Source organism: Streptomyces odonnellii (assembly GCF_000981895.1).
Classification (GTDB): Bacteria; Actinomycetota; Actinomycetes; order Streptomycetales; family Streptomycetaceae; genus Streptomyces; species Streptomyces odonnellii.
The window spans coordinates 1-12,985 of sequence record NZ_LATD01000231.1 but is presented as its reverse complement, the minus strand read 5'-3'; the positions used below and the strand labels follow the sequence as shown (position 1 = coordinate 12,985).

The 12,985-nt window shown below is 69.8% G+C and carries 6 protein-coding genes; all 6 read right to left on the bottom strand.

The window, feature by feature from the left end; translation table 11 throughout:
* Positions 1-49 precede the first annotated feature (49 nt).
* Entirely contained in the window at positions 50-3,520 is a 3,471-nt protein-coding gene (locus WH07_RS21595; protein ID WP_046502533.1) for a CARDB domain-containing protein, read from the bottom strand.
* Positions 3,521-3,890: 370 nt separating this feature from the next.
* Positions 3,891-5,219 carry a UDP-glucose dehydrogenase family protein gene (locus WH07_RS21590; RefSeq protein ID WP_046502529.1) on the bottom strand — a complete coding sequence of 443 codons (1,329 nt, stop codon included), beginning with the start codon at positions 5,217-5,219 and terminating at the stop codon, positions 3,891-3,893.
* 271 nt (positions 5,220-5,490) lie between these two features.
* Entirely contained in the window at positions 5,491-6,684 is a 1,194-nt protein-coding gene (locus WH07_RS21585) for a right-handed parallel beta-helix repeat-containing protein (protein ID WP_046502526.1), read from the bottom strand.
* A 163-nt stretch (positions 6,685-6,847) separates the two neighbouring features.
* The gene (locus tag WH07_RS21580) at positions 6,848-8,863 is read right to left on the bottom strand and encodes a right-handed parallel beta-helix repeat-containing protein (protein ID WP_079023424.1); all 2,016 of its coding nucleotides are present in this window, start codon (positions 8,861-8,863) and stop codon (positions 6,848-6,850) included.
* Positions 8,860-10,188 carry a glycosyltransferase family 2 protein gene (locus WH07_RS21575; RefSeq protein WP_232789001.1) on the bottom strand — a complete coding sequence of 443 codons (1,329 nt, stop codon included), beginning with the start codon at positions 10,186-10,188 and terminating at the stop codon, positions 8,860-8,862. The genes WH07_RS21580 and WH07_RS21575 overlap by 4 nt, the downstream gene beginning before the upstream one ends.
* A gap of 369 nt (positions 10,189-10,557) precedes the next feature.
* On the bottom strand, positions 10,558-12,985 hold a 2,428-nt coding region (locus WH07_RS21570; RefSeq protein ID WP_046502524.1), incomplete at its 5' end, for a SpoIIE family protein phosphatase.

Sequence of the window (12,985 nt, the reverse complement as noted above, 5' to 3'; positions counted from 1 at the left end):
GTGGAGTGGCCGGCCGGGGTGGGGTGGCCGGCCACTCGTGGGCAGGAGGTCAGTCCCGGGTGCGGGAGCGGGCCGCCTGGGCCGGGCGCTGGGCCTTGGCCCCGGACGCCGTGGACGCGGCGCCCGTGATCACGAAGCTCGATCCCGGCTGCGTCACCACGTTGCCGTCCGCCGAATTCGTGATCGTGACATTCGTCAGCGTCGCGTTGCCCCGCGCGCCGCTCATCGCCAGGATTCCGGCTCCGTTGTTCGACTTGTCGATCCGTACGTTCGTGATCGCGACGTTCGGCATATTGCCGCCGCCGGTCTTGAACTGGATTCCGTCGTACGTCGAGTCAATGATGTCGGTGTCCCGGATCGTGACTCCGGGGATGTCCCTGGCCTGCGGGAACAGCGTGATCGCGCCGAATTCCTGGTCCTCGTTCCAGAACGCGCCGCCTGTGCGGTGCAGGGCGTTGTTGGCGATCAGGGTCTGGCCGGAGAAGGGCAGCGGGTCGTGGTCCGTCGCCAGCATGATGCCCGGGTAGTTCATGGTGTCGTAGATCAGATTGTTCTCGATCTTGTTGCCGTAGCCGCCGTAGATCGCGACACCATTGGCCCGCCAGGGCAGTTGGATGGTGTTGTTGAGGAACTGGTTGTCGTGCGCGATGTCCACCGACGGGTTCTTCACATACCGGTTGGCCCAGACCGCCAGCGAGTCGTCGCCCGTATTGCGGAAGGACGAGTTGAACACCCGCGAATTGCTGGTGCCATTGGTGAAGTTGATGCCGTCGGCATACGTGTTGCGGATACGCATACCGCTGAACTGAAGCCCGTCGCCCGGCCCCCAGAGGTCGGGGATGTTGTCGTAGTCACGGCCGACCCAGACACCCACATTGGCGTGTTCCAGCCAGACATTGGAGATCTTGGTGTTCTTGCCGAACCGCCCGTTCAGGCCGACTCCGCCCTCCGCGCCGCCCGGGCCGCCGCGGATCGTGCCGGAGCCGAAGATGGCGATGTCGGATATCTGGGTGTTGTCGTCAATGTCGAAACCGAAGTTGCCCTCGTGCGGGTGGTTGATGCTGCCGACGGCCTGGTGCGGCTCGGTGAGGGTATAGAGCTGGGAGTGCCACATTCCGGCGCCCCGGATCGTGACATCGCGGATGCCCACCTGGTTGTACTGGCCCCGGTCCAGCGGGTCGTCCGTCAGGATCTTCTTCTCCTGCCGCCACTGCCCCGCCGGGATCCAGACGCACGCGATGGCGCCTTCCTGGTCGGCCGTCACCGCCCGCTGGATGGCCGCCGTGTCGTCGATGCCGTCGTCGGGGACAGCGCCGTACGCGGTGATGGAGGTGCACTCGGCGGGCTTGGCCGCCGGGGGAGCGACCTGCTCAAGATCGATCAGGTCGATGATGTAGAAGGCGGCCGAGTCGGCGGCGTCGCGCTGGAGGCGGAATTTGGTGCCGGCCGGGTAGGTCGTCGGCAGCAGGGCGTGCGACTCGTCGAAGAGGCGCCGCGCGTCGGCCTGGGGCGTGTTGGTCAGCGCCTCGGGGCCGTCGGTGTTGCCGTACAGCCAGCTGTACTTCGAGGAGAGGGTGAGCTTCCTGGAGAAGGTGTCGTTGATGTAGAGGCTGATGGTGGCCTCGGCGCCGCCGCCGTTCGGCGCGTCCGGGATGGAGTTGCGCACCACGATCGAGTTCGACGGGTTGGTCGAGGTGAACTCGACGAACTGGCCGGTGGAGTTGAGCCGTACCGACTTGCGCCCCGAGGACTCGGTGGCGAAGTTGGTGTGCCCGAAGGTACGCAGCGGGTCGGTCTCCAGCAGGGTGCCCTGGTAGCGCGCGGCCTCGGCCTCGTACTCGACATACGGGACCGCCGCCCCGCGCCCGACCACGATCGAGTGCGAGAACGCGTTGTTGGTCTCGTTGGTCTCGGCGACGGTGTTGGTCGCGTCGGCGGTGGCGACGATCGTGGCGCCGCCGTTGATGGCGGTCCAGGTGCCGTTGACGCTGACATTGACCGTGGCGCCCGCCGCGATCGCCGGGGTGTCGGTGTTGAGCGTGGTGCCGCCCACCACCACCCGGGTGACCGTGGTGGCACCGGAACTGGTGGTTCCGCGGTTCTTCACCGCCACGGTGAAGCGGACCGCCGCTCCGACGGCCGGGTTCTGCGGATTGGTCTCGACGCCGAGGACCTGGAGGTCGGGTCCGGGGCTCTGCGCGACCACCAGCTCGGGCGTCGCGGTGAAGCTGTTGTTGTCGTTGTCCTGCTCGACGACCGTGTCGGTCGGGTCGACCAGCGCCGAGACCCGGTAGCTGCCCATCGGCCGCTTCCCGACGCTCACCGGGACGGTGGCCGAGGCGCCCGCAGCGAGCCCGCCGACCGCGGCGCTGCCCGCGACCGTTCCGCCCAGGCTGACATTGACGGTGGTCGCCCCGGAGGCGGCCGTTCCGGCGTTCCGTACGGTCGCGTTGACCGTGACCGTGTCGCTCTCGGTCGGGGCGGCGGGGGTCCACGACAGCCCGGTGACGGTCAGGTCCGGGTTGGGCGCCGGGGCTCCGATGACCTGGAGTTCGGCGACCTGTCCGCCGCTCGCGCCGGTGTTGCTGAAGATCTGGAGCTGTACGTCGGCGGCGCGTCCGGTGACCGGGATGGTGACCGAGTTCTGGTTCGTGGCCGGGTTGAAGGTGTAGTTGGCACGGGCGGCCAGCGAGGTGAATCCGGTCGCGGCCTGGTCGCGGCCCAGGACCTGGATGCTCTGGGTCCGGGTCCCCCAGATCGGGTCGGGGTTGAGCTTGAGCACCACGCCGGTGATGTCGGCGTTGGCGCCGAGCTTCACCGTCAGGTTCGACGGGTGACCCGCGGACTCCCAGTAGGTGCCCGCGTTGCCGTCGTTGGCGTTGCGCGCGACAAAGGTGAAGACCGAGGAAGAGGCCTCGATCGGCTTGCCGACCGCCAGGTTGGTGCCCTGGGGATCTTCGCCGCCCTCGCCGCCCTCACCGCCCTCGCCGCCCTCGCCGCCGCCGTTGTCGGGACCGTAGATCTCGAACTCGGAGACCTGCGCCGCGGGCCACGTCGTGTTGCCGGTGATGTTCACCCGTACGTAACGGACGGACGCGACCGGGAAGTCGACGGTCACGGTGTTGCCCGAAGCCGGGGCGAAGGACCGCCCCTGCGAGGCGGACAGGGTGCTGAAGTTGACCCCGTCGGTGCTGCCCTGGACGCTCAGGGCCTGGGTACGGGCCTCCCACGAGGCCGGCAGTTTCAGCACCACCTGGTCGACCTGTGCGCTGCTGCCCAGATCGACCCTGATCCACTGCGGGAACGAGTTGGCCGGTCCCTCCCAGTACGAGGGCTGGCTGCCGTCGGTGACATTGGCGGCGGGGTGGTTCCCCTCCGAGCCGCTCGCCGTGGCCGTCTTCCCCAGCGCCAGATTGGGGCCGGCGGCCGCCGAGGCGGAGACGGGCAGGAGCCCGACGGCGATCAGACCGGCGAGAACCGCGCCGATGATCAGCCGCCAGCGGAGCTGTTTCCGTTTCATGGTGTCCTCTGTTGTCCTGTCGGAACGATCGGAACGTTCGGAACGAGAAGATCGACGAGAGCGGACAGCCCGCGGGACGGGCCGGCCGTGGGCCCATGCTGCGAAGTTTCATCAGCAGTGCAAAAAATTGAGCTGTATAACCATCTTTTTGCGAGTCACAGGTTGCAGTCGTGTCACCGTTTTGTCAACGGTTCTCGCACGCCTGCTGCTCGGCCGACGTGGCCGGACCGGTCGGCGGCATGAGCCGGCACGAGGTGGCATGAGGCCGCATGAAGAAACCCGCCTCCGCCGGGCCGGTTAGGGCCTGGCGGAGGCGGGCTGCTGTGCCGCGCGCGGTGTATGCCCGCTGAGGTCAGGGGCGGTCCGGGGATCAGGGGCGGCCCAGCGCCCGGTACTCCCACCCCGCCGCCCGCCACTGGACCGGGTCCAGGGCATGCCGCCCGTCGACGATCCGGCGCCGAGCGACCACCGAGCCCATCGCATACGGGTCGATCTCGCGGAACTGGGACCACTCGGTCAGCAGCAGCACCACATCGGCGCCGGTCGCGGCGGGTATCGCGTCCGTCGAGTACGCCAGCTCCGGGAAGGCGCGGCGGGCGTTCCCGGTGGCCGCCGGGTCCACGACCGTGACCTGAGCGCCCGCCCGGTGCAGGGTCCTGGCGACATCCAGCGCCGGGGCGTCGCGTATGTCGTCGGAGTCGGGCTTGAACGCCGCGCCCAGCGCGGTCACCCGCACCCCGGCCAGCTCGCCGCCCGTCAGTTCGCGGACGAGATCGACCGTACGGGCGCGGCGGCGCTGGTTGATGCCGTCCACCTCGCGCAGGAAGGCGACGGCCTGCCCCACGCCCAGCTCCTCGGCCCGGTGGCTGAACGCGCGGATGTCCTTGGGCAGGCACCCGCCGCCGAAGCCGAGACCCGGCTTGAGGAACCGGCCGCCGATCCGGTCGTCGTACGCGAGGGCCGTGGCCAGACCCGTCACATCGGCGCCGGTCGCCTCGCAGACCTCCGCCATCGCGTTGATGTACGAGATCTTCGTGGCGAGGAACGAGTTGGCCGCGACCTTGACCAGTTCGGCGGTCGGCAGATCGGTGACCACCACCGGGGTGCCCTGCGCGATGACCGGTGCGAAGGCGGCCCGTAGCTGCTCCTCGGCCCACTCCGAGGCCGTGCCGAACACCAGCCGGTCGGGCCGCAGGGTGTCCTCCACCGCGAAGCCCTCGCGCAGGAACTCCGGGTTCCAGGCCAGTTCGACCTCCGTACCGGCCGGGGCGGTCCGCTGCACCAGTTCGGTCAGCCGGGCCGCGGTCCCCACCGGCACGGTCGACTTGCCGACCACCAGCGCGCGTCTGCGCAGATGCGGGGCGAGCGCGCCGACCGCGCTGTCGACGTACGTCATGTCCGCGGCGTACGAGTCCCGCTGCTGCGGCGTCCCCACACAGATGAAGTGGATGTCCCCGAACTCCCCGGCCTCCTCCGGGCTCGTGGTGAAGCGCAGCCGGCCGGAGTCCAGGGCCTTGGCGAGCAGTTCCGGCAGCCCGGGCTCGAAGAAGGGCACCTCGCCCGAGCGCAGCCGCTCGACCTTGGCCGGGTCCACGTCCACGCCCAGGACCTCGAAGCCGAGGACGGCCATGCAGATGGCGTGCGTGGCCCCGAGATAGCCGGTGCCGATGACGGTGATGCGGGGAGCGGGAGTGGTCATGCCGGCCTCCAGGGGCGTACGGATGGCGCGCGAGCGGTCGGGCGCCTGAGCGGAGAGAACTGAGAAGGCGGAGAAGAACCGAGAAAAATCGAGAAAAGCTGAGAAAACGGAGAAGGCGGAGAAAGGCGGAGAAGGCGGGGACTGGGGTGAGCGGGTGGTACGAGAGGGCACTGCCGGGCGGGGCCCGGCCGGCACCCCGCCCGCGCGGCGCGAGCGGTCAGTCAGTCGGCCGGGCGGCGCGACGGGGCAGCCGATCGGGTGGCACGAGCGGTCAGGACGTGCAGGCCGCGTTCGCGAGCCCCTTGGCCGCCCCGGTCACCTTGTTGTCGCAGGCCACCTCATTGCCGTCCGAGGTGAGATGGAAGCCCCAGCCGGGCCCGTCCACCTGCGCCGTATTGCCCTTGAAGGTGTTCCCGCTGCCCCAGCCCTTGAGGATCTCGTGGGTCTGGAAGCCGTCCTCGGGGGAGTGGCGGCCGGTGTTGCCCTGGATCAGCCAGCCGTTGCCCTTCACATCGACCCAGGAGTCGTTGTGGGAGCCGTCGAGCTTCGAGCCGTCGAAGGAGTTGCCGATGACCCGGCCGCCGGTGGTGCCCTCCTTGATGTCGACGGCCTCGGCGGTGGTCTCGCTGATGCGGTTGCCGACCACCGCGTTGCGGTCGCTCGCGTCCGGCTTGCACTGGCTGACGGTGCACCAGTTGGACTCGGCGGAGCCGATGTAGACGCCCTCGCCGAACTTCTCCTTGCGCAGCCCCGTGGTCCGGATGGTGTTGTCCCGGACCATGTTGTCGGAGCTGAAGTTCCGCAGATGGATGGCCTCGTCGCCGATCCGCTCGACGGTCAGGCCCTGGATGACGGCTCCCCGTACCCGGTCCGCCATCACGCCCTTCTGGCCGTTCCGTACGGTGAAGCCGACCAGCCGCCAGTACGACGCGCCGTCGAGGTGCAGCGCGTACCCGCCGTCCGTGCCGCCGCCGTCGACGACCGCGCCGGGCCCGCCGCACAGGAAGACCGGGTTCTCGGCGGTGCCGGGGGTCTTGGCGGTGAAACGGCCGGTGTACGTGCCGTCCGCCAGCCGGATGCTGTCGCCGGGCCCCGCCTGAGCGAGGGCCTCCTCCAGCGAGGGCGCGTCGAAGGCCGTGACCGAGGCCGGCGGGCACTGGACCTGGCCGGAGGGCGCGGGCGAGGGGGAACCGGTGCTCGCCCCTTCGGTCACCACCGGGTCCGGCTCGGCGGGGTCGTCGGGCAGGGTCCCGGGCCGTACGGACCAGGTGGCCTTGGGCCCGGCCGTGGTGGCGCCCGCGGTCACCTCCGGTTCCGAACTGTCGCCGCTCCCGGCGATGGCCACGACGAGCGCGGCGAGGGCGATCAGGAACGCGCCCCCGGACAGCCAGAGGGCCGGCCCGCTGGGCAGCCCGGCCCTGCGGGGCGCCTCGGGCAGATCGGGCGGAGGTGGCGTGGATGACATCGGCGGTAACTCCGGCTTCGCGGGAATGTGTTGTCGGGGTCAGGGTCTCGGGTACAGGTCCGGGTCCGGGCCACTGGGTCGCCTCCAGGCTCCAGGCTCAAAGGGCCAGGCTCCAGGCGTTGGCCTCCAGGCTCCAGGGGCCCGGACCGGTAAGCAGGTAGGTCTACGTCGGCCCGGGACCGCCCGTCATCGCCGGGATCCTGTGCCGGCCCCTCGGCCTGGTCCCCGTACCGTCCAGGCCCGCGCCCGCGCCCGTACCCGCATCCGCACCCGCGGCCCGCACCTCGGTGGCCGGCGCGCTGGGCAGCGGCATCTTGTCGGCGTATGGATGGACCCTCGGCCGCCCGTCCCGCCCATTGCTCCGGCGCGCGCCCAGCACCGCCGACACCAGGATCAGCACCAGGATGGACACCCAGAGCAGTGTCATCGGACTGGCGTAGTGCTTGAACTTGACCCAGAAGGCGCTGGTGTCGTGCCACGCGAAGGTCTGGTTCTCCTTGAGTGTGACCCCGCCGTGCGCCCGGCTCGTGTCCACCGCGCTCGGGCCGACCCCGGCGACGACGTTGTACGAGACGGTCGACTTGTCGATCCCGCCCACCAGTGAGATGCCGTGGTTGGTGGCGTCCTGGACGGTGTTGCCCCGTACCTCCGCCTGCGAGTCGCGGATGTACACACCGGTCTCGGTGCCCTCGATGATGTTGCCGGTGACCGTGGCCGCCGACACCCCGTCGCGCACCGAGATGCCCTGGCGTGTCTGGCCGGTGAGGTGATTGCCGGTGATGGCGACCTTGGTGGCGTCCTCGCGGGCCACGATGCCCATGTCGCCGCCGTCGACCTCGTTGTTCTGGACGCCGACGTTCACCCCGCCGAAGACCTCGATGCCGTACCGGCCGTTGTCCCTCGCGGTGCTGTCGGACACCGAGTTGGAGCCGTAGCTGCTGGTGGACTCGCCGGAGGCGGAGGGGCCGTTGGCCAGCGGCCGGCCGCTGAGCGTGAAGCCGTTGCCGCCGTTGGACAGCGCCTTCGAACCGGTGACCCGCACCTGCTGGGTGGCGCGCGACAGGACGAAGCCGTCGCCGCCGTTCCCCTGCGAAACCGTGCGGTCCACGACCACATTGGTGACACCGCGGTGCAGCACCAACCCGTCCTCAAGGCTGTTGATCACCTTGGTGCGGATGATGTTGGCCCCGGTGGCGCCGGAGAGGAACAGCCCGTACAGATTGCCCGTGATGGTGGAGTTCTTGATCTCCGCGGAGACGTAGGAGAGATCGGGCACCGAGAACCGGCTGTCCGGAGCCGCCAGTTCACCCGCGGGCTGGGCGATCACACCGCCCGCGTGGGGCGTCTGCTCGGATTCGCGCTCGGCCTTGTCGTCGGCCGCCGCCAGCTCCCGCCGGTTGAGGTCCTGGTCGCCGTCGGTGTACTTGATGTTGCCGGTGTCGGGCCGGTCGGTGCCGGTGAGGCTGAGGCCGCCCGTACGGCCGCTCCAGAACCCCAGATCCGAGACCTGGGCGTGGTCCATCGAGAACTGGCCGCCGATGGCACGCACATAGGCCCGCCCGTCCCGTACATCCGTATCGGGCTTGTTGGTGGCGGGGTCCCAGCTACTGATCTTCATCGGTGCCTGCGGAGTGCCCTCCAGGGTGAGCCGGCCGCCGAACGAGACGATCGAGACGAAGCCCCTGGTGTTGCTCGCCAGCCGCAGGTTCAGCCCGCCCGGACTGGACAGCTTCAGCTTCGCCCCGGCGAGCAGATAGATGTTCTCGGTCAGCAGGTACGAGCCGTCGCGCTTGCTGCGCACAAAGGTCTGCGGGGCGAGTTTGAGCAGGTCGGAGACGCCGTACGGCTGGGTGCGCGGGGTGAACACCAGGGTGTAGCCACCGCCGGTGTCCAGCCGGTACGGGCGGGTCCACTTCTCGCCCTTCAGCGGGGCGACGGCGGCCACCGCGCGGACCTGGTCCAGCCGGTGGTCCTCCTCGGCGACCAGCGCGGTCTCGTTCTCCGCGTCCTCGGCGGTGGTGACCGGTCGGTCGTCCTGCCCGTCCGAGCCATCGGCCGAAGCGGGCGCGGGGGAGCCGAGGAACAGGGCCATGGCCACGGGGAGTACGGCCGCGAGGCGCACGGCGGTACGGAGCCGTCGCGGTCTCCGCGCGGCGGACGGCGTGTACGGGTGAGTCATCGCTGGACCGCCTCTGCCGGAGAAGCCGAATCGGTGTGGACAGGGCGCCCAGCGACAGGGCCCGCGCCGGCGGTAGCACCGGCGGCAGCGCCCGCGTGCGCCGGAATCGCGCCCGACCGCCCGGAGTTGATGAGCGACGCCGAGTCCTGCCCCTCGCCGCCCACGCTGTCGCTCGTACGGGTCAGCCACCCCTGCTTGTTCATGGTGACGAACGCGTACAGCTTGATCGGCAGCGAGATCATGATGACCACCAGCGCCAGGAGCGGCAGCAGGAACAGATCCTGTGGGTATCTGCGCAGATGCGAGTAGCCGCGGATACCGCGTCCCGCGATGAGCCAGATCAGCACGAGCACCACCCCGCGCCCGTTCAACTCCAGCCTGCTGAACAGCAGATAGCCCAGCGCCATCCCCATCGTCACCGGCGTCAGCAGGATCTGCAGCACAGTGATCTTGGTGACCATGGGCACCCGCCAGAGCCAGCCCTTGTACAGCGCGGTCAGATAGCAGCGGTACGAGTTGCGGCTCCAGCGCACCCGCTGCTTCACGAATGCCGAGAGCGAGGCCGGGAACATCGACAGCGCCCGTGCGGAGGACTGGTGCACGGTCCGGTATCCGGACGCCAGCACCAGCCAGGTCAGCCGCCCGTCGTCCCCGGCGACACACCGGCGGCCGAGGAAGAACTCGTTCTCCAGGTTCTCCAGCACCGGTTCGATCGCCGCGCGCCGGTACGCCGCCGTACGGCCGGAGAGACAGGCCACCGCGCCCGCGCGGCCCATGGCCGGAACGTAGTCGTAGTAACGGAGGTTGACCAGCCAGTCGGCCACCCGCCGCCAGACGCTGGTACCGCGCAGATAGACGTTCTGCTGGGTGCCGACGCCGCCCACCTCGGGGTCCACGAACGGCATCTGGACCGCCGCGAGGAGCCCCGGCTGCCAGCGCGTGTCCGAGTCGACGAGTACGACGAGTTCGCTGGTCGCCGCCCGTATCCCCACTCCCAGCGCGGACCGCTTGCCGCGGTGCTCGAACGCCAGCACCCGCACCCGCGGATCCTCCACCAGCGCCAGCCTGCGGAGGACTTCGGTGTCCTCGACGTCAGGGACGATGATGATCTCGGTGGGGTCCTGGTCCAGCCAGGTCTTCAGACAGTCCAGGAGAATGTCCGGATCCTCGCGGTAGGCCGGGACCACGACCGACACCGTCGTACGGAACTCGTTCACCACCGGCCGGGCGAACCGCGAGAGGACCGCCCGGTAGAGCCACAGTGCCCAGACGAAGGCGCCGGCCAGGCCGAGTGGCATCACCTCACGCCATGAAGTCTCCCCCACCGCTGTGACGATCCATGACCATATTTCATCAAAAAACCCCGACACCGAACCCGGCCCCCACCCCACGTGGTGATGTGCTTTTGCGCCAGATATGCGCGTGGAGCGCTACTGTACGAAAGAATGTAGGGGCAGTGTGAGTACCTCTTCACACATGAAACGCAGGATTCACTCACTCTTCTCCGTGAACCGACGCACCTCGGACATCAAGTCCTGGCGAATACCCGCAATTCGGGCGTCGGGTGGCCGGGTTCAGGCCACCGGATTCAGGGTTCGGGTCACCGGATTCAGTGTGCCGGGGGTGCCAGGAGGTGCCCGGTGGGTGCCGGTGGGTGCCGGGTTCGGGGTGTCCGGTTCCGTTCGCCCGGTTTGTCAGGCCACTTGGTCGAGGCTGGAACCGGACGCGCTGGAGGCCGCGGTCTCCGGTACGTGCAGAGCCTGTTCGGTCCAGATGCACTTTCCGCTGCCGGTGTAGCGGATGCCCCAGTGTTCGGAGAGCGCGGCGACCATCTGGAGGCCGCGGCCGCCCTCGTCGGTCTCGCTGGCGCGGCGGATCCGCGGGGTGGTGGGGCTGCCGTCGTAGACCTCGCAGACCAGGGTCGTACAGTGCAGCAGCCGCAGCCGTACGGGCCCCCGGGCATGCCGGACCACATTGGCGATCAGCTCGCTCACCAGCAGTTCCGTGGTTGTCACCAACTCGTCGAGATGCCAGGCGGCGAGCTGCTCGCCGATGAACTTCCGCGCGGTGCCCGCGGACTGGGGATCGTCGGGCAGCGACCAGGTGGCGATGTCGTCGGGCGCCAGCCGGTGGGAGCGCACGACGAGCAGCGCGGCGTCGTCGGCGTTCTGCTGGTCGGCGGGGAGCAGGTCCGAGGTGAGCCGGTCGCAGAGATCGTCGAGGTCGCCGTCGTGGTGGGCGGCCAGGAGCTGCGCGAGCCGGTCCATGCCGGTGTCGATGTCACGGCAGGACGATTCGATCAGGCCGTCGGTGTAGAGGACGAGCAGACTGTCCTCGGGGACGTGCAGTTCCACGGTCTCGTACGGCGGTTCGGCCACCCCGAGCGGCGGGTCCGGGGACGACTCGGGGAAGGTGACGGAGCCGTCGGGATGCACCACGGCGGGCGGCGGATGGCCGGCCCGCGCGAAGGTGCAGATGCCGTTGGTCGGGTCGTACACCGCGTAGAGACAGGTGGCGAAGGAGTCGTCGTCGAGACCGGAGATCAGCTCGCTGAGGTGGTTGAGGATCTCCTCGGGCGGCAGTTCGAGGTCGGTGAGGGTCCGTACGGCGGTACGGAGGCGGCCCATGGTGACCGCCTCCGACAGGCCGTGCCCCATCACATCGCCGATGACGAGCACGACCCGGCAGCCCGAGACGGGGATGACGTCGTACCAGTCGCCGCCGACATCCATGCCCTGCCCGGCCGGCAGATAGCGGGCGGCTGCGGTGACGGCGGGCAGGGTGGGCAGTGCCCGGGGGAGCAGGGTGCGCTGGAGCTGCTGGGCCCGGCTGTGCTCAGCGTCGTACAGCCGGGCCCGTTCCAGCGCGTGCGAGACCAGACCGCTGACCGCCATCAGCAGGGTCCGCTCCTCGCCGGTGAACTCGTGCGGCTGGTCGAAGGCGATCACACAGACCCCGACGCCCCGCCCGGACACGATCAGCGGCAAGAACGCGAACGCCTCCTTGTGGATCGCCTCGGGCCGCGCGGCGTACTCCGGGTAGGTGCCGGCGTACTCCTCCACCGAGCCGCAGAACCAGGGGGTACGGGTACGCAGCCGGTCGGCGGCCGGCGCCCTGCGTGACGCGGAGACACCGTTGACCTCGTCGCGGAACGCCTCGGGGTAGCCGACCATCCCGACGACCCACATCCGGTCGTTCTCATTGACCTGGATGACCAGACCGGAGGCGCCGAACGGTGGCAGCACCCGCCGGGCGACGGCGTCGGTCACATCCTGGGTGGTGACGGCCTCGGCCAGATCGGCGGTCAGTTCCTGGATACGGGCGGCCCGTTCGGCGGCCTGGCGCTCGGCTGCCTCACGGTCCGCCTCACGCTGCCTGCGCTCGGTGATGTCGGCGAAATAGCAGGCCAGGCCGTCGGGGAGGGGGACGAGCCGGATATGGAACCAGCGCCCGGTGTCCGGCCACTCGGCGTCGAAGCCGACCGCGGTCGTCCCGGCGGCGGTCTCCCGGCAGCGGGCCTCCAGCCCCGGCACCCGGTGGACCACCGGCAGATCCCACAGCACGCTGCCGACGAGCCGCCGGGAGGGGCAGCCCAGCAGCCCCTCCGCCTCCACATTGACGAAGGCGATCCGCCAGGAACTGTCGAGGGAGAGGAATCCGTCACTCATATGGCGCAGGGCGCGGCGGATGGCATCACGGCTGAGACCCGTCTCGGTGCTGTCCCAGGCCGTGCCCACGATCCGGTACGGGCGGTCTTCCGTGCCCGGCTCCGCGCGGCCCCGGATATGGGCCCACATCAGGGTGCCGTCGGCGGGGCGGCGCACCCGGTACTCCAGGTCGATCAACCCGAAGGTGTTGACCGCCTGCTTCCATTCGTTGACCACCCAGGGCCGGTCGTCCGGGTGGATGATGCTCAGCCAGGTCTCGGTCCGGCCGTCATAGGTCTCGGGGTCGAAGCCGAACAGATCGAGCAGGGTCTCGTCGACATGGAGGCGCCCGGTGGGCGCGTACAGCTCCCAGGAGCCGACGCGGGTGGCCTTGAGGACGTCCTGCGCCCCGGCCCCGGTGATGTCGGGGGCGTCGGGGAGCCGCGGAATGCCGGTGGCTTCAGGGGCTTCGGGG

What these genes read in the sequence shown, in the direction of transcription:
- WH07_RS21595 (WP_046502533.1), bottom strand. Translation starts at nt 3,520, where the DNA reads ATGAAACGGAAACAGCTCCGCTGGCGGCTGATCATCGGCGCGGTTCTC.
- WH07_RS21590 (WP_046502529.1), bottom strand. Translation starts at nt 5,219, where the DNA reads ATGACCACTCCCGCTCCCCGCATCACCGTCATCGGCACCGGCTATCTC.
- WH07_RS21585 (WP_046502526.1), bottom strand. Translation starts at nt 6,684, where the DNA reads ATGTCATCCACGCCACCTCCGCCCGATCTGCCCGAGGCGCCCCGCAGG.
- WH07_RS21580 (WP_079023424.1), bottom strand. Translation starts at nt 8,863, where the DNA reads ATGACTCACCCGTACACGCCGTCCGCCGCGCGGAGACCGCGACGGCTC.